The organism is Rhizorhabdus argentea, from assembly GCF_037861105.1.
In the GTDB taxonomy this organism is placed as follows: Bacteria; Pseudomonadota; Alphaproteobacteria; order Sphingomonadales; family Sphingomonadaceae; genus Rhizorhabdus; species Rhizorhabdus argentea.
In genome coordinates this window covers 104949-124688 of sequence record NZ_JBANFK010000007.1, presented here as the reverse complement: position 1 = coordinate 124688, position 19740 = coordinate 104949, and the positions used below count along the sequence as shown (strand labels likewise).

Sequence of the window (19740 nt, the reverse complement as noted above, 5' to 3'; positions counted from 1 at the left end):
CCCAGCGTTCGCTGGGATGACGGAACGCAGGGCGAGACGGAAGCAGCCTCAAAACAGCCCCAGCCCACCGATCTCGACATCGTCGAGGGCGATGCCGAATACGAAGTTCAGCCGCAGCCGATATGCGGTCGCGCTTTCGATGTCGGCCTCGACATATTGGTCGCCGTTGCGGCGGGTGTAATGGCGATCGGTGAGGGTAGCGAAGCCCGAGGGCAGGCAGAGGCTCACGATCGACAGCGAGGTCATGCGCACGCCTGGTCGGGTCGATGTCCAGTGGTTCGACATTTCGAGGTCGATCGGCGTGACCTTGTCGAGGGTAAAGCTGTACTGCGCCTGCCAGTCCTCGCTGTGGCTGCGGCCGTCGGTTGATCGGGGATCGCCGCGCCGCTCGAGCAGCCAGCCATAATCCTCGGTCCGCGATAGCCTGAACCGGGCGCCATCGGGCGCGGTCGCTTCGGATCCGTCGAACAGCCGCATAGGCGGGCCGTAGCTGCCGCCAAAGCCGGCGTCGGCGATCCAGTCTTCGCCATCGATGCGGACGAGGTTGATGGTGTGGGTCCGCGGCGGCACCTCGACCGTCCCCAGCCAGACTCGCGCGAGCAACGGCCGCGCGTCAAAGCCGATCGCGGTCAGCGCCCGCAGAAACAGCTGGTTCTGCTCGAAGCAATAGCCGCCGCGGCGCCGGTGGACGAGTTTGTCAAAGACATGGGCCGGATCGAGGCTGATGCCCCGCCCCAGTCGCACGTCGAGATTTTCGAACGGGATCGACAGGCGGTGCGCGCGCTGCACGATGGCCAGTCCCTCGGCGTCGGCGGCCGGCCGCAGCCCAAGGCCAATGCGGGCGAGATAGCCGTCGAGGTCGATCGGTGCGCTTATTTGCATGGGCCAGTGCGGTGGCCGGTGCCGGTCGTCACGATCCTGACCGGTTCGCCGTCTTTGGTGCCGGTGGACATCGTCGAAATCTCGTAGCTGTCGGGGGTATAGCTGCCCTTCGATGCGACCAGCAGCCCATCGGGAAAGCGCTTGTTGACGCAGAAGGTGTCGAAGGCGAGCTTGCCTCCCACGAGCGACAGGCGGCGCAGCTTGCAGACCGCGGCATCGTCCTGGGTCAGCAGGGCCTCGGGGCGGCTCGCCGCCTGCTGTGCGGTGTAGCAGGCCTTGCGGCTGCTGTTACCGGCAAACATCTTCACCACCCATTGTGGAACGCCGGGCACGTCGGCGCTGATCGTCTTGGTCTGATGCTGCCAGACGCCCGGCGCGAAGCCGTCGGCAGCGGCCGGCGTCGCCAAGGTGAATGCGATCAGGGCGGTCGGCAGCATTCGCATATGTTCGGCTTCTTTCGATGGCCAGGCGGCGGGATCCTCGTCATTAGCGGTTGGCGGTGAGGGTTCAAGTCTCAGCGGCCGGGCGACGTCTTCACGCGACCACCGGCCTACGGTGCTACTAATCGATTGCGTCAACCAGGCGGCCGATGAAATCAGCCGCCATGGCCCGGAAATCCTGAACCGGGAAATGGTCGAGATGGGCCGCATAATGCCCCAATGCGCCGAGCAGATAAACGGGCAAATCATCATCTATACAGTGCAGTGCCGCTCGATGCGCCTTCAACTCCCTTCGGAGTGCGGCGGGTGACAGGCGAAAGGACGATGCTGTGCTGACCAAGTCGAATATAGGAAAGCCGCAGACTTCCGATCCGCGCCAATCGATCAAGGTGAATGCAGCGCCCTTTGTGCCGCGCAGGACGTTGCCTTTCCACATGTCGCCATGCATCGGCACGCCCAAAGGCCTGAAATCCGGCCTGCCGATGCGGGCGTAGCAACGGCTCAGCAGTTCGTCCGGCGGCCACCCCGGTTTGGCCGTTCTACTCAAGGAGTGCAGCGCGTTCCGATAAGCGGCGAGATCGATGACGCTATGCCGATCGCGCGCGATCCGTGTCAGCCAATTCAGCACTGGCCTGCGTACGCGCATCTCGCTCAGCCGACCTATTAGCCGGCGATTGGAGAGAGGTCTGCGATAGGGCAGGATTGCATAGCTTCGGTCAGCGAGACGTCCTGTATCGAAAGGCTGCAGGAGGACATCACCGTCCTTGCCGAGCACCTCTCGCATTCGGTGTGCCTTGAAAAGCTCCACTTCGATCAGGTTCGGAAATGCTTGGGGGGAAAGCAGCAAGACATGGCGGATTCCGGCGATCCGGACATGGAATGCGCAGTTGGAATCAGGCCGGGGCTTTGCTTGACTGATCGCACATATGGAATGTTCATCGACGGCCTCGAAGCGCTCTGTCAGAAATGCAGTGATCGATCGAAGGTCCGCATCCGAGGTCATCCAAGGTCCATCGCCAATTTAGGCTGTTTTGACAATCCGACGATAAATTCAGCACAGCGACCAAGGCCGATGATCAAAGATCCAAAGAAGGAATAAGGCCTGACGCCACGTCCCAGCTCGGGCGGCCTAGGCGGCCGGGCGCGACCAAGTTTGCCCGGGTCAACGGAAACGGTTGAGGCGGCGCGCCAGCGGCTGAAGGCGCGGAGGCACCCAGTTCCGGATCAGGTGATCGACCGCTACCCGCATGTCGCGACGGTCCGAGCTGCCCGGGCGGCGGCGGAAGGAGGTTGTGCGGCTGCGCAGATCCTCGGTCTGGGGCGCGGTATAGTAATAGGTCGCTATCGAGCGGCGAGAGCGTCCGGGCGGACAGGCGAGCGGCTCGGGATGGCCATGATAGCTATCGGCATCGGTGTTGAAGATCACGGCGCGGCCGAGGATTGGCGCCACTTTTGCGGCGCACGCCTTCATGTCGCGATCCCAGAGTTCGAGATCGCCGCCATAGTCGGGAAGCCAATCATCGTTGAGGTATATGAGCAGGTTCAGCCGTCGCTCGACAAGCATCTGCTTGTGCAGGTTGAAATCCGCGTGGATCGAAAGATGCCCACCTGGCCGCGTCTCGTGCAGGCCGCCGCCGATATAATAGGGATCGGGGATGAGGCCTCCGATCCCGGTGAGCGCTTCGAGGAAACCCAGGAAAGCGGGGGCGTTGAGTTCGAGCAGTAGATGGCGCAGGCGCGCATCGATGATCTCGTCCGGGGCGAACTGGAATTTGAGCCGCTCCTGATCGCGGTCGAAGAAGCTCTTGCCCTCGGCCGACGGGAATCGGGCGGCCATGTCGCGCAACAGCGCGGGATCGAGCAACTCGTCGAGCACGATGTGCGGGAAGGGCTGCGCTGCCGCATAGGCTGCTGCGTGGCCGGCCCCGATCTTCCGGCATTGGGCCGCATCGAAGCCAGGCCCACCCTGGTGATCGGAGAAGCTGAGGATGCTCATGCGGCTTTATCCACCATCTCATCATCGATGTCATGGGGCAGGCGCGGAGGTGGCGATCAGGACTGGGGGGATGGCCTGGCCTGGCCAGCACCATAAGCACCGCTATGCCGCGCAATTCGATATGCGATCTGATTGGTCCCGGCGCGCCCGGTCGTTCCTCGTCGACGACGCGGATAGGGCCGAACAAGATTGTCAGAGGCGGCGTTCGGCCTATATTTGTTCCATGTCGATCCAGATCCGCACCAGCCTCGACGATGTCGACCTCGGCCATACCTTCATACCCCATCGCCCCGAGCGCCCGGCAAAGAGCGAAGGGGGCAAGGCGTTCAAGCTCGTGTCCGATTATGAGCCATCGGGCGACCAGCCGGCCGCGATCGCCGAGCTGGCGGCGCAGGCGCAGGCGGGCGAGCGCGATCAGGTGCTTCTCGGCGTTACCGGATCGGGAAAAACCTTCACGATGGCCAAAGTGGTCGAGCAGCTGCAGCGTCCGGCGCTGGTGCTCGCGCCCAACAAGATCCTGGCGGCGCAGCTCTACGGCGAGTTCAAGCAGTTCTTCCCCGACAATGCCGTCGAATTCTTCGTGAGCTATTACGACTATTACCAGCCCGAGGCCTATGTGCCGCGCTCGGACACCTATATCGAGAAAGAGAGCTCGGTGAACGAAGCGATCGACCGGATGCGCCACTCGGCGACCCGATCGCTGCTCGAACGCGACGACGTGCTGATCATTGCGTCGGTGTCGTGCATCTACGGCATCGGCTCGGTCGAGACCTATTCGGCGATGATCTTCGACCTGAAGAAGGGCGAGACGGTCGACCAGCGCGAGATCATCCGCAAGCTGGTGGCGCTCCAGTATAAACGTAACGACGCCGCTTTCGCGCGCGGAAACTTCCGCGTGCGCGGCGACAATCTCGAGATCTTTCCATCGCATTACGAAGACAGCGCGTGGCGTATCGCCTTCTTCGGCGACGAGGTCGAGGAGATCGTGGAGTTCGACCCGCTGACCGGCAAAAAGACGGCCAGCCTCGAGTCGGTGCGGGTGTTCGCCAACTCGCATTATGTCACGCCGGGGCCGACGATGAAGCAGGCGATGGAGGCGATCCGCTTCGAACTCGCCGAGCGGCTTAAGGAACTGGTCGGCGAGGGCAAGCTGCTCGAGGCGCAGCGGCTGGAGCAGCGCACCAATTTCGACCTGGAGATGATCGCCGCCACGGGCAGCTGCGCCGGCATCGAGAATTATTCACGCTTCCTGACCGGGCGGTTGCCGGGTGAGCCGCCGCCGACGCTGTTCGAATATCTGCCCGAGAACGCGCTGCTGTTCGTTGACGAGAGCCACCAGACCGTCGGACAACTCAGCGGAATGGCGCGGGGCGACCATCGCCGCAAGATCACCCTCGCCGAATATGGTTTCCGCCTGCCGTCGTGCATCGACAACCGTCCGCTGCGGTTCGCCGAGTGGGAGGTGATGCGCCCGCAGACCGTGTTTGTCTCCGCTACCCCTGGCAATTGGGAGATGGAGCAGACCGGCGGTGTCTTCACCGAGCAGGTGATCCGCCCGACCGGGCTGATCGACCCGCCGGTCGAGGTGAGGCCGATCGAGAGTCAGGTCGACGATCTCGTCCATGAGGTGCGCGAGACCGCGAAGCAGGGCTATCGCTCGCTGGTCACCACGCTCACGAAGAGGATGGCGGAGGACCTCACTGAATATATGCACGAGGCCGGCATCAAGGTCCGCTACATGCACAGCGACGTCGAGACGCTCGAACGCATCGAGCTCATCCGCGACCTACGGCTTGGCGTCTATGACGTTCTGGTCGGCATCAACCTGCTGCGCGAGGGCCTCGACATTCCCGAATGCGGGCTGGTCGCGATCCTCGATGCCGACAAGGAAGGCTTTTTGCGCTCTGAAACCTCGCTGATCCAGACGATCGGCCGCGCCGCGCGCAATGTCGATGGGCGGGTGATCCTCTATGCCGACAGCATTACCGGATCGATGGAACGCGCGATGGCCGAGACGGCGCGGCGGCGCGAGAAGCAGGCCGCCTACAACGCGGAGCACGGCATCACGCCCGAGACGATCCGGCGCAACATCACCGACATCGTCGGCCATCTCGCGTCACGGGACCAGGTGACGGTGGACACCGGCATCGACGAGCGTTCGCACATGGTCGGCCATAATCTGCGCGGCTATATCGAGGATCTCGAAGCGCGAATGCGCGCGGCGGCGGCCGATCTCGAGTTCGAGGAGGCCGGCCGACTGCGCGACGAGATCCGCCGGCTCGAACAGGAGGAGCTCGGCTTGCCGGTCGAAGAGCATCGGGCGCCGGTCAAAGCCCATGCGACCGGCGGCAAGCCTGGAACGCGCACCACCAAATACAGCAAGATGCGCGCCGCCAAGCGTGGTTGAACAGTTCCGCTACGGAAACTTGGCTCGTTACGCGAATTCTCGTGCCGAACGGTGGAGAACCATCTATACTGGAGGCAGGGGAGCAACAGGAGGAAGCATCATGTACGAGGCGAGCCGTGCGTCTGGGACATCGCGACCCCGTTGGACGCAGCCCACTTCCGAGGCCTGGCATGAACTGAGCCGCTACGTCCTCGCGTCGCGTACGGCGCCCCCCAAGCGAAGTGCACACCACGCAGGAGAGCCCGACAGCTCCGGTGGCTGAGCGGGCGAATGACAGCGCTAGCAGGGCGCCACGCACCGCAGGACAGTAAGAACAAAGGACAGTGACGACTGACCGGTTCGATCTGCAGCGGTTCGTGTCCGCACAGGCAAGTATTTACGACGGCGCATTGGCCGAGATCCGGAATGGGCAGAAGCGCGGTCACTGGATGTGGTTCATCTTCCCGCAGTTCGCCGGGCTCGGTAACAGCGCGATGGCCCGGCATTATGCGATCCGCTCGCTCGACGAGGCTCGCGCCTATCTCCAGCATCCGATCCTGGGCGAACGCCTGCGTACATGCGTCACAGAATTGCAGGATCTCGACCGGCACGACGCGGAAGCTGCGTTCGGGGCGGTGGACGCGCTCAAGCTGCGATCTTCGTTGACCCTGTTCGCACGAGCGGGCGGAGGCGCCGTGTTCGACGGTGCCCTCAGCCGCTGGTTCGATGGCGTGGCAGACGAGGCCACTTTGGCATTGCTCGCTGGCTCAAGCCGTTGAAATGACGCAGCGGACCGGGCGGCGGCCAGATCCGGTCGCCAAGAAAACGAGTTTAGGAAGAACAGCTCAGTCGGTGAACGGATCGCGGACCAGGATGGTGTCCTCGCGTTCGGGACTGGTCGAGACTAGCGCGACCGGACACTGGATCAGTTCTTCGACGCGGCGGATATATTTGATCGCCTGGGCAGGAAGCTCGGCCCAGCTGCGCGCGCCGGCGGTGGACTCGCTCCAGCCTTCGATGGTCTCGTAAACCGGCTCGACCCGCGCCTGATCCTGAGGATGCGGGGGCAGATAGTCATAACTCTTGCCGTCGAGCGTATAGCCCGTGCAGATCCGGATCTGCTCGAAGCCATCGAGCACGTCGAGCTTGGTGAGAGCGATGCCGGTGATGCCCGACACCGCCGCCGACTGGCGCACCAGCACCGCGTCGAACCAGCCGCAGCGGCGCTTGCGCCCGGTGACGGTGCCGAACTCGCGGCCGCGTTCGCCGAGGCGCTGGCCGGTCTCGTCCTCCAGCTCGGAGGGAAAGGGTCCCGAACCGACGCGGGTGGTATAGGCTTTGACGATGCCGAGCACGAAGCCTGCTGCCGACGGGCCAAGCCCCGACCCGCTCGAGGCGGTGCCGGCGATGGTGTTCGATGAGGTGACGAACGGATAGGTGCCGTGATCGACATCGAGCAGCACGCCCTGCGCGCCCTCGAACAGGATGCGGCGGCCGGCCTTGCGCGCCTCGTTGAGCGTCAGCCACACAGGCTTGGCGAAGGGCAGGATGAAGTCGGCGATCTCGGCGAGATCGCGCTTGAGTCGTTCGCGGTCGACCGGCTGCTCGCCGAAGCCGGCCCGCAGCGCATCGTGATGCGCGCAGATCCGGTCGAGCTGTAGCTCGAGATCGTCGAGATGGGCGAGGTCGCAGACCCGGATCGCGCGGCGGCCAACCTTGTCTTCATAGGCCGGACCGATACCGCGCCGCGTGGTGCCGATCTTGCCCGCGCCCGAGGCGTCTTCGCGCAAGCCGTCGAGGTCGCGGTGGATCGGCAGGATCAGCGGGCAGGTTTCGGCCAGCTGTAGGTTTGCGGGGGTGATGGTAACGCCCTGGCCCTGCAGCTTCGCCACTTCTTCGCGGAAGTGCCAGGGATCGAACACAACGCCATTGCCGATCACCGACAGCGTGCCGCGCACGATGCCCGAGGGCAGCAGGCTGAGCTTGTAGGTCTGGTCCCCGACGACAAGGGTATGGCCGGCATTATGCCCGCCCTGGAAGCGCACGACGACATCGGCGCGCTCGGCGAGCCAATCGACGATCTTGCCCTTGCCCTCATCGCCCCACTGGGCGCCGATCACGGTGACGTTGGCCATCAGTCAGTCCTGTTCAACTTCCCGCATCACGGGATTCAAAGGGATTCGGGCGTAGAGCCGCGAAGGATATGGGTGCAGCCGAGCGCCGCCGCCTCGTCGGTTTCGCTGAGCGCGGCGACGGTGATCCAGTCGTCGGCGCGCAGCCGCGCCGCCAGGGCCGGATCGGTGCCGAGCGGCAGGAAGACGCGGCGATGCTCGACGACGCCGAGACCGATATCGACCAGCGGATCGATGAAGAGCGAGAAACCGATCGCCTTTTCCTCGCGCCCGTCGGGATGGACGATCGTATAGCTGCCGCCGCGGCCGATCTCGCCCGATAGCCCCCGGCCGAACAATGAGAAGCCGATCCAGCTCTGATATTCGAAGCCGTGGCGTTCCGTGGGGTCGAGCGTCAGCGTGACCTGTGTCCCGAGCGCGGCGTCGATCGCCTCTATCGCTTCGATCCGCTTGTCGAGCGCCGTGGCGCCGGCAATGGCGCGGAGCCGCGCGAGGGCAGGGGCGACGGGTCCGGCGGCCTCGATGAAGGGTAGATAGGCGTCGGCGCCCAGACCCGCGAGCCCGCCGGCGTCCTTGGCGTCGAGCATGTCGCGCACCCTGTCGATCTTCTCGGGTGGCAGCGGCATGGCGCCGGCGGCTAGCGTTTCGACCAGGTCGGGCAAGGTCAGGTCCACCGTGATGCCAGTGACGCCGGCCACTTCGAGCGCCTCGACCGCGACGCGCAACACCTCGATCACCGCCGCAAGGCTGTCGCTGCCGATCAACTCCGCGCCCGCTTGGGTCAGTTCGCGCTCCGGGCGTAGCTGGGTGGCGCGCAGCTTGAGCACGGGACCACCATAAGCGAGCCGCAGCGGGCGCGGTCGGTGGCCCATACGGGTAGCGGCGATGCGGCCGACCTGCGCAGTGATGTCCGGCCGCAGCGCCAGCGTACGCTGCGAGACAGGGTCGACGAAGCGCAACAGATCCTGCGCGCGCGCCGATTTGAGCTGCGCGACGAGTCCTTCCTCGAACTCGGCGAGCGGCGGCGACACGCGCGCATAGCCATGGCGGCCGATCGCGACGATCACCCTGTGCAGCAGGCGCGACCCGGCTTCCGCCTGCGGCGGCAGGCGATCACGCAGTCCTTCGGGCAGGAGGCCGGGGGTGATAGTCATCGGCTGAGGCTCATAGCGGCGAATGCACGCGGTTCAACTTCAACCTTCGTGATTGTGATCAAAGCCTGAAAGCGGGCATGAAAGATCAATTGGAACGAGAGCCCAATCCCGGCTGGGGGCGACCTGTATAGCGAGGTCGTCGCCTAGCCGGGAGAGACGTCGTCCCAGCGTTCGCTGGGGCAATGGTTTAGACCGAAAAGCTCAGCGCCTTGGCGGATTTCACGCCGGGTAGCTGGGCGATCTTCGCCTTCACCGCGTCGTCCACCTTGGTATCGACCGAGAGCAGCAGCACCGCTTCGCCGCCCGCCGTGCGGCGGCCGAGATGGAAGGTGCCGATGTTGATCTCGGCCTCGCCCAGCGCCGAACCGAGCCGGCCGATGAAGCCTGGCGCGTCGACGTTGACGATGTAGAGCATGTCGCCGCTGAGATCGGCCTCGACCTTCACCCCGTAGATTTCGACGAGGCGCGGCTCGGCGTTGGCGAACAGCGTGCCCGCCACCGATTTGGCGCCGTCCGAGGTCGTGACGGTGACCCGCACCAGCGTCGAATAGTCGCCTTCGCGATCGTGACGGACTTCGCGGACGTCGAGGCCGCGTTCCTTCGCGAGGAAGGGCGCGTTGACCATGTTCACCGTGTCCGAATAGACCCGCATGAGACCGGCGAGCACCGCGCCGGTGATCGGCTTCTGGTTGAGTTCGGCGGCAGCGCCCTCAACCTCGATAGCGACCGCCTTGATCGCATCGCCCTCGAGCTGACCGACCAGCGCGCCGAGATGCTCGGCCAACGCCATGTAGGGACGCAGCTTGGGGGCCTCCTCGGCCGACAGCGACGGCATGTTGAGCGCGTTGGTGACGCCGCCACCCAGCAGGAAGTCCGAGATCTGCTCGGCGACCTGGATCGCGACATTGACCTGGGCTTCGTTGGTCGAGGCGCCGAGATGCGGGGTGGCGATGAAGTTCGGCGTGCCGAACAGCGGCGATTCCTTGGCCGGCTCGGTGACGAACACATCCATCGCCGCACCACCGACCTGGCCGCTGTCCAGCGCTTCCTTGAGCGCGGCCTCGTCGACCAGGCCACCGCGCGCGCAGTTGACGATGCGCACGCCCTTCTTGGTCTTGGCCAGATTTTCCTTCGACAGGATGTTGCGGGTCGAATCGGTCAGCGGCGTGTGCAGGGTGATGAAGTCGGCGCGCGCCAGCAGCTCGTCGAGCGTAACCTTCTCGACGCCCATTTCGATCGCGCGCTCGGGCGTCAGGAAGGGATCATAGGCGACGACCTTCATCTTGAGGCCCAGCGCACGGTCGGCGACGATCGAGCCGATATTGCCGGCGCCGATCAGGCCGAGCGTCTTGTTGGTGACCTCGACGCCCATGAAGCGGTTCTTCTCCCACTTGCCGGCCTGGGTCGACTTGTCGGCTTCGGGCAGATCGCGCGCGAGCGCGAACATCAGCGCGATGGCGTGCTCCGCGGTGGTGATCGAATTGCCGAACGGCGTGTTCATCACGACCACGCCCTTGGCCGACGCGGAGGGAATGTCGACATTGTCGACGCCAATGCCGGCGCGGCCGACGACCTTGAGGTTGGTGGCGGCTTCGAGAACTTCCTTGGTGACCTTGGTCGCGGAGCGGATAGCAAGGCCGTCATACTGGCCGATCATCGCGATCAGCTCTTCCTTGGTCTTGCCGGTAATCTCGTCGACCTCGATCCCGCGGTTGCGGAAGATCTGTGCGGCGAGGGGATCCATCTGGTCGGAAATCAGTACCTTAGGCATCGTTTTTGTCCTTGATTCTCAGGACGTCATCCCAGCGAAAGCTGGGATCTCACTTCTCTTCGTGACGCGAAGGGGGCAGGGAGATTCCAGCTTTCGCTGGAATGACGGAGTGTGGAGAGGCGAGGCGAGAGCTCAAGCCGGAACGCGAGCCTGGTTCCAGGCCCAGTCGAGCCAGGGCCCCAGCGCCTCGACATCGGCCGTGTCGACCGTGCCGCCGCACCAGATCCGCAGGCCTGGAGGCGCGTCGCGATAGCCCGCCACGTCATAGGCGGCCTCTTCGAGTTCCAGCGCGCCGGCGATCTTCTTGACGAGTGCCAACTGCGCATCCTCGTCGAGTCCTTCGACCGCGTGGTCGGCGAACTTTAGGCACACCGAGGTGTTGGACCGCGTCGCCGCATCGGGAGCGAGGTGGTCGATCCAGTCGGTTTTCTGCACCCAGGCGTCCAGCGCCGCGGCATTGGCATCCGCACGCGCGATCAACTCGGACAGGCCGCCGATCGACTTCGCCCATTCGAGGCTGTGGATATAATCTTCGATCGCCAGCATCGACGGTGTGTTGATCGTCTCGCCCTTGAAGATGCCCTCGATCAGCTTGCCGCCCTTGGTCATGCGGAAGATCTTCGGCAGCGGCCAGGCGGGGGTGTAGCTTTCGAGCCGTTCGACGGCACGCGGGCCGAGCACCAATATACCATGCGCGCCTTCGCCGCCGAGCACCTTCTGCCAGGAGAAGGTGACGACATCGAGCTTGTCCCACGGAATGTCCTGCGCGAAACAGGCCGAGGTGGCGTCGGCGATGGTCAGGCCTTCGCGGTCGTCGCGGATCCAGCTGCCATTCGGTACGCGCACGCCTGAGGTGGTGCCGTTCCAGGTGAAGACGATATCCGTCGACTGGTCGAGCGCGGCGAGGTCGGGCAGGGCGCCATAGGGTGCCTTGACGACGTCGGCCTCGATCTTGAGCTGCTTGACGACGTCGGTGACCCAGCCCTCTCCGAAGCTCTCCCATGCGACCATCGTCGTCTTGCGGGCGCCAAGCAGGCTCCACAGCGCCATCTCGACCGCGCCGGTGTCCGAGCCGGGCACGATGCCGATGCGGTGGGTGGCGGGAATACCGAGGATGTCACGGGTCAGATCGACCGCATGATTGATCCGCGCCTTGCCGAGCTTCGAGCGATGTGAGCGGCCGAGCGATCCGGTGGCGAGTTTTTCAGGAGCCCAGCCCGGCGGCTTGGCGCAGGGACCGGAAGAGAAATGGGGGCGTGCCGGCTTGGAGGCCGGGTATTCGAAATCAGTCATTTAAGACTCTCCTCACAGAGAGCACGCGCTGCGTTGGGACAGCGTGGCCCGCCGGCGCTTCTAAAGATGAGTGGTGACAAGTCAATGCGTGATGCGAAGTTCTGACGAGATCGTCATCCAGGGAAAGCTGGAATCTCGTTCGGCAAAAGCGCGCGTCAAGCTACTGATATTTCAGCTTTCGCTGGAATGACGGCAGGCGTAAAAAAGGCCCCGGAGCGACGCCCGAGGCCTCTTCCATGTGGTCGACAGATTATTACTTCGCCGGAGCCGCTTCGTTGCCGGCGGCCGGAGCCGCAGCATTGTCGGCTGGAGCGCCGGCAGCCGGAGCCGCTTCGGCGGGAACCGCAGGCATCGGCTTCGGCGCATCGCTCTGCTTGTTGAGATATGCGATGACGTTCGCCCGGTCTTCCGGCTTGGAGAGGCCCGCGAAGGTCATCTTGGTGCCGGGAGCGAAAGCCTTCGGGCTCTTCAGCCAGGCGTTGAGCTTGTCGAAATCCCATGTGCCACCGACGCTCTTGAGCGCATCGGAGAAGGCAAAGCCGTTGGCGCCGACACCGATGCCTTCACCGACCACGTTCCACAGGTTCGGGCCGAGTGCGTTGGGACCGCCCTTCTCCGCATTGTGGCAGGCGGCGCACTTCTTGAATACGTCGGCGCCCTTGGCGGGATCGGCGCTCGCCAGATAGAATGCGATCGGCTTGTCCGCGACAGCAGCGCCGCCGGCATCGCCTTCTTCCTCAACGCCCTCGACGACATAGCCCATCTTCTCGGGCCGCTCAGCTTTGAAATATTCGCCGCTGAGGATCGAAAGGCCCAGTGCGGCGATACCGCCAGCCAGCGCCCAGCCGGCAATCGTATTTGCGCGATCGTCCATGTGCCCCACAAGCTCCCTGGTAACGTGGGAGATGGAACCCACGCCGAAATCGCGCTCCCTTTATAATCGGTTGGAGGGCTCCGCAAGCGTCCCGACACCCGAATATGCTGCGGTGCGACTTGCGATCGGCCCGAGGCCCGCCTAATCGGCTGCGCAGCATGCAGAACTATCCCACTCCCGCTCGGGTGCTCGTCGCCGAAATGTCCGCCGCCTGCGCCGCCGATCCGGGCCGCGCCGTGGCGTTTCAGGGAGCTCCCGGCGCCAATTCGCATATCGCCGCGCTCGCCGTATTTCCGAACTGCCTGCCGCTGCCGTGCTTCAGTTTCGAAGATGCGCTGGACGCCGTGCGCGACTTCCGCGCCGATTGCGCGGTCATCCCGATCGAAAACTCGCTGCACGGCCGCGTCGCCGACATGCATTTCCTGCTGCCCGAATCAGGGCTGGTGATCACCGGCGAGCATTTCATGCGGATCAGTCATACGATGATGGCGCTGCCGAACCACGGCAAGATCACCGAGGTGATGAGCCATCCGCAGGCGCTTGGGCAGTGCCGCCACTGGCTGCGCGCCAACGGCATCACCCCGATCTCCTATCCGGATACCGCTGGGGCCGCGGCCGCGGTGGCGGAAGCCGGCGACAGCCATGTCGCCGCGCTCGCGCCCGCGCTCGCAGCGCCGATCTACGGGCTGAAGGTGGTGAAGGACGATCTGCAGGATTCGGAGGACAACACGACGCGCTTCGTTGTGCTGGCCCGCGCCGCTCCGGACGTGCCGCTCGACAGTACGCCGGTGATGACCACCTTCATCTTCGAGGTGAAGAACATTCCCGCGGCGCTCTACAAGGCGCTGGGCGGTTTCGCGACCAACGGCGTCAACATGACCAAGCTCGAAAGCTATCAGCGCGGCGCGACCTTCGCAGCGACCGAATTCTACGCGGACATCGAGGGCCATCCCGACCAGCCGCATGTCCGCCGCGCACTTGAGGAACTTGCCTTCCACACCAAATGGGTGCGCCTGCTCGGGACATATCCGCAGGCCCGCGGACGGGTGCTGGTCTGATCCGAATCGCCACAGCTGCGGCGCGCTAAGCCCCATTCGCCCAGGCGGTGAGCAGCGTATAGGCGATCGCCATCGGGAAGCTCATGTCGAACGGCGCGTCGGGATGTCCGGCCAGCGCTGCGCGGACCTCCTCCCGATTCACCCACAGCGCGTCGCCAATCTCCTTGGGATCGAGTTTGAGCACGTCGCTCTCCACCTTGGCGATGCAGCCGATCATCAGCTGGGATTGCATCGGCCAGGGTTGGCTGGCGATGTAGCGGACCTCGGTCACGACGACGCCGGCCTCCTCATGAAGCTCGCGAGCGACCGCGTCCTCGATCGATTCGCCGACTTCCAGAAAGCCGGCGAGCGCCGAATAGAAGCGCGGGGGCATGCGGATATTGCGGCCGACCAGCACGCGATCTCCATATTCCGCTAGCATGATCACCACGGGGTCCGTGCGCGGGAAATGCTCGGTGCCGCAGCCTCCATCCTCCTTGCGGCAGAAGCGCGCCCATCCCGAGCGCCCTACCGCGGTGACGTGGCCGCAATTGGCGCACCAGCCATGACGGCTGTGCCAATCGACGAGCGCGCGGGCGGCGGCATAGGTGCCGGCGTCGCCATGCTCGGTCATCGATCGCACGGCCATGATGCCAGCGCGCTGGTCGCTAGCCGGATCTATCCTCGTCAGGGACACAAAGCGCGGCTTGCCGTCGATCAGGCCAAGCAATGCCAGCGGCGCGTCGGGATCTGCTTCGGCCAGCGAGCCCCAACTCAGCCGACCGTCGGGGTCTATCACCGGATTGAGCCCCTCCAGCCGCAACAGCCGCGCCGACAGGCTGGTGCATTGCTCGTCAAAATAAGCCTGGTTCTCGCGCTCGATGTCGATGCGGACGAGCGGCGATCCAGTGAAGCCGGGGGCGGGGAAGTCGGCCATCATCTCTCCATGGGTTGACGCGTAGCGATAGCGCGGGCCGCGGCGCGGGCGAAGAGGGTGGGGAGGCCCGCCTCCTCGATTCGGTCGATCGGCCACCATTCGCCGTCGCCGATATCGTCCGAGCAACTGGCCGCCATCACCCGCAGGTCGAGCGCGAAATGGGTGAAGATGTGGGCAACCGTTCCGGCGTCGCGCCACGCGCCGCCGGTCGGTGCGCCGGCAAGTCCAGGGTCAGTATCGATCCAGGGACCGCTAGGCAGCGCGCGCATGCCGCCGAGCAGGCCTTTCGCCGGTCGCCGCACCAGCCAGACATGCTCGCCGCGTTCGATCCAGAAGGCGGTGCCGTGCCGCTGCGGCTTGGCGCGCTTCGTCACCTTGACAGGATAGCTCTCGGGATTGCCCGACGCTCGTCCCGTGCAGAGCGGGCTCAGCGGGCAAAGCAGGCATTGCGGGGAGCGGACGGTGCAGATGCCCGACCCCAGATCCATCATCGCCTGGGCGAAATCGCCTGCGCGGTGATTGGGGGTGATGCGATCCACCATCAGGCGGAGCGCTGGACGCGCCTGCGGCAGCGGCTGATCGAAAGCGAACAGGCGGCTGCCGACCCGCTCGACATTGGCGTCGATCACGACTGCACGCCGGCCGAAAGCGATCGCGGCAATGGCGGCGGCGCTGTAGTCGCCGATGCCGGGCAGGGTGCGCAGGCCGGCCTCGTCGTCCGGGAATTGGCCGCCATGGTCGCGCGCAACCGCGCGGGCGCAGGCGATTAGGTTGCGGGCGCGGGCATAATAGCCGAGCCCCGCCCAGGCGGCCATCACTTCGGCCTCGTCGGCCGCCGCGAGGTCGGTCACCGCCGGCCAGCGCGTGGTGAATCGCTCGAAATAGGGTTTCACCGCCGCGACGGTGGTCTGCTGCAGCATCACCTCGGAAAGCCACACGCGATAGGGATCAGGCGGGGGCGATCCCGGTTCGGCGCGCCAGGGCAGGCGCCGCCGATGGGCGTCGTACCAGGCAAGCAAATTTTCAGCTACGGCATCGACGCGCATGGGGCGCCTATGGCATGAAGCGCGCAATGAGCGAAACCGGCAAGACAGTGAAATCGGCGCGAGCCAAATCCGCCAAGCCCGCGCAGGCGAGCGAGCCGCGCCCGCGCGGCGGTTCGGCGCGTTCGGTCGCGGATATGCTGCCCGATGTCGGCCGCGCGGCCTTTCGCCGCTTCGGCTTCGTGCAGAGTTCGGTGGTCAGCCGCTGGGCGGAGATCGTCGGCGAGCGCTATGCTAGGGTGTCCGTTCCCGAATCGATTCGCTTCCCGCAGGGTCGCCGCTCCGAGGGTGTGCTGGCGCTGCTGGTCGACGGCGCGCACGGCACGATGCTCCAGCATGTCGCGCCCACCATCATCGAGCGGGTCAACCGCTTCTTCGGCTATCCCGCGGTCGCACGCATCGCGATCAAGCAGGGTGTCTGCGCTGCGCCGGCCGCGCCAGCGCCGCGAGTTGCGCCGCCCTCGCTCAAGATGCTGCCGGTCGACCTCGGCGAGAGCTTGAGGACGGTCGGCGATCCCGAACTTCGCGCCTGCCTGGAATCGCTGGCGGGCGCGCTTGCGGCTACCAGCGGGCCGCCGGTCATTACTTCCGGAGACGCCGATCAGTGAAGACGCTGCCGGCCGCAGCGGCTGCGCTGCTCGTCCTGTTGATGCCGTCTGGCTTGTCCGCCACAAAGCCAGCCGCCAAGCCACCCGCGAAGGCGGCGCCCGCCGCGCGCAACTGGCTGCTGACGACCAGCCGCACCGCCGAAGGCGCGATCGTCGTCGGCAACCCCGCGGCCAAGGTGAAGCTCGTCGAATATCTCTCGCTCACCTGCCCGCATTGCGCCGCACTGGCGCAGGAGGCGATGCCGACGCTGAAGCGCGACTATATTGCAAGGGGCGTCGCCAGCCTCGAGGTGCGCCATGCGGTGCGCGACGGCTATGACTTCGTCGCATCGTTGCTGCTGCGCTGCGAGCCGCCCACGCGTTATCTCGATTCGATCGAAGCCTTGTTTGTTACCCAGCAGGACTGGATGGCCAAGGGGGAGAGCGCGGCGGGCACGCCCGATTTCGATACCAAGTCGAACGACGAGAAGATGGCAATTGTCGCCAAGGCGGCGGGCTTTGACGCTTTCTTCCTCAAACGCGGGATGACACCGAGAGACTATGCAGCCTGCATGGCCGACACAGCCGGCAAGGATCAGCTCACGCAAATGGCCGGCAACAGCTGGCAACGCGACGCTATTCCTGGGACACCGCTGATCCTGCTTAACGGTAAGCGGCAGGAGAACGTCCACGCATGGGCGGATCTGGAACCCTTGATCAAGACCGCCTTGCGGTAGGCGGGCGGCTTTCCTTTCAATCCGACTAACCAGTTCGCTTATCCTGATTTCAAGCTTGTTGCGTGCTTATCGGCCTGCCCTCGCTTGGGGGGCAACTGATCGGCGCCTGATGTTCGACAAATTTTTCGACCTGGTCCGCAACGAATCGGGCAACGCGCTGTTCCTTGTCGGATTGTCGCTCCCTGTTCTGATCGGCGCAGGTGGGCTGGCGACCGACACGGTCCAGTGGACGGTCTGGAAAAGGGAAATCCAGCGCCAAGCAGACTCGGCAGCACTCGCCGGAGCCTATGCCAAGGCCCAGGGCAGCGATCCGGCGGCGAGCGCTACGACCGAAATAAACCGGCACAGTTTCGTGACATTGCTCGGAGCGCCCACCATCGAAAGCGCCCCCATGGCAGGCAGCTATGCCGGAAACGTCAATGCCGTCCGGGTGGTGCTCAAGATGCAGAAGGCGCTTCCCTTCTCGAGCATGTTCCTGAGCTCGGCGCCCGTGCTGACCGCAGATGCAACCGCGGCCGTCATCAGCAACGGCAATTACTGCATAATCTCGCTGGAGCCGACGAGCACCACCGGTGTGACGATGCAAGGCAATGCAAGCGTGACGATGGGCTGCGGCATCGCCACCAATTCGATCGCCAGCAACGCCGTGACGGCGGGCGGAAGCAGCAGCATCTTTGCGACGCCGGTCGCGGCGGTGGGCGGGCTTCTGGCCAGCGCCAACTATGCGGCGGGCACGACGCTGCAGCCCTATTCGATCGCTCAGCCAGATCCCTTCGCCGGATTGCCGACGCCATCGGTAACGAGCTGCAGCGGCAAGCTTAGTGTGGCGCCGAACGCAACCCAGCATGTGACTAATGCCTCGGGCGTGTCCTGCTATCGCGGCATGGACCTGAAGGGCACGGTCAGCTTCGATCCCGGCGTGTACCTTATCGACGGAAGCTCCTTCAGCGCTGGATCGCAGGCGGTGATCACCGGCGCCGATGTGACCTTCATCCTCACCAGCAGCAATGCGACGTCCAATCCGAGCACAATCGCCACGGTGGATATCAACGGTGGCGCCAACCTGCAGCTCACCGCTCCGACCAGCGGGACCTACAAGGGTGTCCTGTTCTACCAGGATCGCCGCGCGCAGGATGCGGGAACCAACACGGTCAACGGCAATGCCGGTTCGAAGCTGCAGGGTGCGATTTACATGGCGTCGCAGGCGGTAAGCTTCTCGGGCGATTCGGGCATGATCACCGAATGCATCCAGATCGTGAGCCGGCGCGTCACCTTCATCGGCAACACCACGATCGCCAACAACTGCCCGAGCGGTTCGGGCGCGTCGTCTTTCACCGGCGCGCGCGTCCAGCTGGTGAGCTGACGATGGGCTTGCGGCGGCTTCGCGACCTGCCGTCCGACGATCGCGGCATCAGCGTGATCGAGACCGCAATCGTGATCCCGGCGCTGGTGATGCTGATTGCCGGCGTGTCGGATCTGGCGATGGGCTTTGCCGCGAAGCTGAAGGTCCAGCAGGCGGCGGCGCGCACCATAGAAATGGCCACGGCAGGTGGCCTGAACAGTGCGGCCTTCCAGGCTTTGCAGGCCGAGGCTGCCGGTGCGGCGTCGGTCCCCTTGGCGCAGGTCACGCTCGACAAGTGGCTGGAATGTGCAGGCGTGAGGCAGGCATCGTTCGACGGCAGCTGCTTTACCGGCCAGCAGGTCGGACGCTTCGTGTCGATCTCGATCAGCGCGAGCTATCGGCCGATGTTCCCGATTGTGCAGCTGTCCGCCAGCGGCGCCATTCCGTTGGCGGGCTACTCGTCGGTGCGGGTGCAGTGAGCGCGCGGCGCGGGGATGTCGCTGGCGACGTACGCGGCGCCTCCGCGGTCGAGTTCGCGCTGGTGATCCCGGTGCTGCTGACGATGATCATCGGCATCATCCAGATCGCGATCATGTTCTTTGCGGATGCGGGGCTGCAGCAGGCGGTTGAAACCGGCGCGCGCTACGCGACGATCTATCCGAACCCCTCCGATGCCCAGATCCTGGCAAAGGTGAGCGGCAGCAAGTTCGGACTCGACAATAGCCGGATCACCGGCCCTTCGGTCGTCCACGGCACCGCGAACGGCGTGAAGTTCGTCGAGGTGACCATGGCCTATGCGGTTCCGCTGAACTTCATCTTCTTTCAGATAAACGCGGTCAGCCTGAGCCACACGAGGCGCGCCTATCAACCGTAGCGCATATCGCTCTTGAGCCTGTGCTAAAGCCCAAGCCGCTGCTTCAACTCGTCGATGCGCTTGGACGCCTCGGCCTTGGTAAGATCATCGGCAGGCAGCTCCTCGCCAGCCTGCTCGCACAGCGTGGCAAGATAGGATGATTGCGCTCCGGTCATCGGATCGTCTCCCGACACCCAGTCATCAGGCGCCTTCTCGGTGTTCGAACCCGGATTGTCGTCCAGCTTCGGATTATGACTCGTATCAGCCATGTCTGCC

Annotated in this window: 20 protein-coding genes; 8 read left to right on the top strand and 12 right to left on the bottom strand. The window is 64.8% G+C overall.

The features are described from left to right. Positions 1-48: 48 nt before the first annotated feature. From AAC645_RS08950 to AAC645_RS08935, 4 genes are all read right to left on the bottom strand, one after another. Complete coding sequence (locus AAC645_RS08950; protein WP_340315373.1) at positions 49-882, bottom strand: arylamine N-acetyltransferase family protein; 834 nt, start codon at positions 880-882, stop codon at positions 49-51. Next, entirely contained in the window at positions 873-1325 is a 453-nt protein-coding gene (locus AAC645_RS08945) for a DUF3617 domain-containing protein (RefSeq protein ID WP_340315372.1), read from the bottom strand. Before AAC645_RS08945 ends, AAC645_RS08950 begins: the two co-directional genes overlap by 10 nt. Before the next feature lie 118 nt (positions 1326-1443). Continuing rightward, positions 1444-2106: a phosphotransferase gene (locus AAC645_RS08940; RefSeq protein WP_340315371.1), complete on the bottom strand. Its 663-nt coding sequence runs from the start codon at positions 2104-2106 to the stop codon at positions 1444-1446. 378 nt (positions 2107-2484) lie between these two features. After that, positions 2485-3318 carry a 2OG-Fe(II) oxygenase gene (locus AAC645_RS08935; RefSeq protein ID WP_340315370.1) on the bottom strand — a complete coding sequence of 278 codons (834 nt, stop codon included), beginning with the start codon at positions 3316-3318 and terminating at the stop codon, positions 2485-2487. Between the two features lie 223 nt (positions 3319-3541). On the opposite strand from AAC645_RS08935, the gene uvrB reads away from it, so the two are divergent. Continuing rightward, the gene (gene uvrB, locus AAC645_RS08930; protein WP_340315369.1) at positions 3542-5725 is read left to right on the top strand and encodes an excinuclease ABC subunit UvrB; all 2184 of its coding nucleotides are present in this window, start codon (positions 3542-3544) and stop codon (positions 5723-5725) included. Positions 5726-6048: 323 nt separating this feature from the next. Further along, the gene (locus AAC645_RS08925; protein WP_340315368.1) at positions 6049-6483 is read left to right on the top strand and encodes a DUF1810 domain-containing protein; all 435 of its coding nucleotides are present in this window, start codon (positions 6049-6051) and stop codon (positions 6481-6483) included. A gap of 66 nt (positions 6484-6549) precedes the next feature. On the opposite strand, the gene AAC645_RS08920 is transcribed toward AAC645_RS08925, so the two are convergent. The 5 genes from AAC645_RS08920 to AAC645_RS08900 all read right to left on the bottom strand — a co-directional run bounded on the left by AAC645_RS08920 (position 6550) and on the right by AAC645_RS08900 (position 12928). Then, on the bottom strand, positions 6550-7839 hold the full coding sequence (locus AAC645_RS08920) for an adenylosuccinate synthase (protein ID WP_340315366.1): 1290 nt from the start codon (positions 7837-7839) through the stop codon (positions 6550-6552). 35 nt (positions 7840-7874) lie between these two features. Continuing rightward, complete coding sequence (locus AAC645_RS08915; RefSeq protein WP_340315364.1) at positions 7875-8990, bottom strand: ATP phosphoribosyltransferase regulatory subunit; 1116 nt, start codon at positions 8988-8990, stop codon at positions 7875-7877. 187 nt (positions 8991-9177) lie between these two features. Continuing rightward, the gene (gene serA / locus AAC645_RS08910) at positions 9178-10761 is read right to left on the bottom strand and encodes a phosphoglycerate dehydrogenase (protein ID WP_340315362.1); all 1584 of its coding nucleotides are present in this window, start codon (positions 10759-10761) and stop codon (positions 9178-9180) included. A gap of 132 nt (positions 10762-10893) precedes the next feature. After that, positions 10894-12054, bottom strand: a complete 1161-nt coding sequence (locus tag AAC645_RS08905; RefSeq protein WP_340315361.1) for a phosphoserine transaminase — start codon at positions 12052-12054, stop codon at positions 10894-10896. 253 nt (positions 12055-12307) lie between these two features. Continuing rightward, complete coding sequence (locus AAC645_RS08900; protein ID WP_340315360.1) at positions 12308-12928, bottom strand: c-type cytochrome; 621 nt, start codon at positions 12926-12928, stop codon at positions 12308-12310. A 158-nt stretch (positions 12929-13086) separates the two neighbouring features. Between AAC645_RS08900 and AAC645_RS08895 the strand changes: the two genes are divergently transcribed. Next, complete coding sequence (locus AAC645_RS08895; RefSeq protein ID WP_340315359.1) at positions 13087-13986, top strand: prephenate dehydratase; 900 nt, start codon at positions 13087-13089, stop codon at positions 13984-13986. 25 nt (positions 13987-14011) lie between these two features. Here the strand turns inward: AAC645_RS08895 and nudC are convergent, their stop codons facing one another. After that, positions 14012-14902, bottom strand: coding sequence for an NAD(+) diphosphatase (gene nudC, locus AAC645_RS08890; RefSeq protein ID WP_340315357.1), 891 nt, complete (start codon positions 14900-14902; stop codon positions 14012-14014). Beyond that, complete coding sequence (locus tag AAC645_RS08885; protein WP_340315356.1) at positions 14902-15948, bottom strand: A/G-specific adenine glycosylase; 1047 nt, start codon at positions 15946-15948, stop codon at positions 14902-14904. Before AAC645_RS08885 ends, nudC begins: the two co-directional genes overlap by 1 nt. Before the next feature lie 14 nt (positions 15949-15962). Between AAC645_RS08885 and AAC645_RS08880 the strand changes: the two genes are divergently transcribed. The 5 genes from AAC645_RS08880 to AAC645_RS08860 all read left to right on the top strand — a co-directional run bounded on the left by AAC645_RS08880 (position 15963) and on the right by AAC645_RS08860 (position 19485). After that, entirely contained in the window at positions 15963-16553 is a 591-nt protein-coding gene (locus AAC645_RS08880) for a DUF721 domain-containing protein (protein ID WP_340315355.1), read from the top strand. Then, complete coding sequence (locus AAC645_RS08875; protein WP_340315354.1) at positions 16550-17269, top strand: thioredoxin domain-containing protein; 720 nt, start codon at positions 16550-16552, stop codon at positions 17267-17269. Before AAC645_RS08880 ends, AAC645_RS08875 begins: the two co-directional genes overlap by 4 nt. Before the next feature lie 109 nt (positions 17270-17378). Beyond that, positions 17379-18632: a pilus assembly protein TadG-related protein gene (locus AAC645_RS08870; protein WP_340315352.1), complete on the top strand. Its 1254-nt coding sequence runs from the start codon at positions 17379-17381 to the stop codon at positions 18630-18632. A 2-nt stretch (positions 18633-18634) separates the two neighbouring features. Beyond that, the gene (locus AAC645_RS08865; protein WP_340315350.1) at positions 18635-19090 is read left to right on the top strand and encodes a TadE/TadG family type IV pilus assembly protein; all 456 of its coding nucleotides are present in this window, start codon (positions 18635-18637) and stop codon (positions 19088-19090) included. Next, positions 19087-19485, top strand: a complete 399-nt coding sequence (locus AAC645_RS08860; RefSeq protein WP_340315348.1) for a TadE/TadG family type IV pilus assembly protein — start codon at positions 19087-19089, stop codon at positions 19483-19485. The genes AAC645_RS08865 and AAC645_RS08860 overlap by 4 nt, the downstream gene beginning before the upstream one ends. Positions 19486-19508: 23 nt before the next feature. Here AAC645_RS08860 and AAC645_RS08855 read toward each other — a convergent pair whose 3' ends face one another. Beyond that, entirely contained in the window at positions 19509-19733 is a 225-nt protein-coding gene (locus AAC645_RS08855; protein ID WP_340315347.1) for a DUF3072 domain-containing protein, read from the bottom strand. Between the last annotated feature and the right edge of the window lie 7 nt (positions 19734-19740).

What these genes read in the sequence shown, in the direction of transcription:
- uvrB (WP_340315369.1), top strand. Translation starts at nt 3,542, where the DNA reads ATGTCGATCCAGATCCGCACCAGCCTCGACGATGTCGACCTCGGCCAT.
- AAC645_RS08915 (WP_340315364.1), bottom strand. Translation starts at nt 8,990, where the DNA reads ATGACTATCACCCCCGGCCTCCTGCCCGAAGGACTGCGTGATCGCCTG.
- AAC645_RS08945 (WP_340315372.1), bottom strand. Translation starts at nt 1,325, where the DNA reads ATGCGAATGCTGCCGACCGCCCTGATCGCATTCACCTTGGCGACGCCG.
- AAC645_RS08920 (WP_340315366.1), bottom strand. Translation starts at nt 7,839, where the DNA reads ATGGCCAACGTCACCGTGATCGGCGCCCAGTGGGGCGATGAGGGCAAG.
- AAC645_RS08950 (WP_340315373.1), bottom strand. Translation starts at nt 882, where the DNA reads ATGCAAATAAGCGCACCGATCGACCTCGACGGCTATCTCGCCCGCATT.
- AAC645_RS08935 (WP_340315370.1), bottom strand. Translation starts at nt 3,318, where the DNA reads ATGAGCATCCTCAGCTTCTCCGATCACCAGGGTGGGCCTGGCTTCGAT.
- AAC645_RS08905 (WP_340315361.1), bottom strand. Translation starts at nt 12,054, where the DNA reads ATGACTGATTTCGAATACCCGGCCTCCAAGCCGGCACGCCCCCATTTC.
- AAC645_RS08880 (WP_340315355.1), top strand. Translation starts at nt 15,963, where the DNA reads ATGAAGCGCGCAATGAGCGAAACCGGCAAGACAGTGAAATCGGCGCGA.
- nudC (WP_340315357.1), bottom strand. Translation starts at nt 14,902, where the DNA reads ATGGCCGACTTCCCCGCCCCCGGCTTCACTGGATCGCCGCTCGTCCGC.
- AAC645_RS08900 (WP_340315360.1), bottom strand. Translation starts at nt 12,928, where the DNA reads ATGGACGATCGCGCAAATACGATTGCCGGCTGGGCGCTGGCTGGCGGT.
- AAC645_RS08885 (WP_340315356.1), bottom strand. Translation starts at nt 15,948, where the DNA reads ATGCGCGTCGATGCCGTAGCTGAAAATTTGCTTGCCTGGTACGACGCC.
- AAC645_RS08865 (WP_340315350.1), top strand. Translation starts at nt 18,635, where the DNA reads ATGGGCTTGCGGCGGCTTCGCGACCTGCCGTCCGACGATCGCGGCATC.
- AAC645_RS08895 (WP_340315359.1), top strand. Translation starts at nt 13,087, where the DNA reads ATGCAGAACTATCCCACTCCCGCTCGGGTGCTCGTCGCCGAAATGTCC.
- AAC645_RS08940 (WP_340315371.1), bottom strand. Translation starts at nt 2,106, where the DNA reads ATGCGAGAGGTGCTCGGCAAGGACGGTGATGTCCTCCTGCAGCCTTTC.
- AAC645_RS08870 (WP_340315352.1), top strand. Translation starts at nt 17,379, where the DNA reads ATGTTCGACAAATTTTTCGACCTGGTCCGCAACGAATCGGGCAACGCG.
- serA (WP_340315362.1), bottom strand. Translation starts at nt 10,761, where the DNA reads ATGCCTAAGGTACTGATTTCCGACCAGATGGATCCCCTCGCCGCACAG.
- AAC645_RS08855 (WP_340315347.1), bottom strand. Translation starts at nt 19,733, where the DNA reads ATGGCTGATACGAGTCATAATCCGAAGCTGGACGACAATCCGGGTTCG.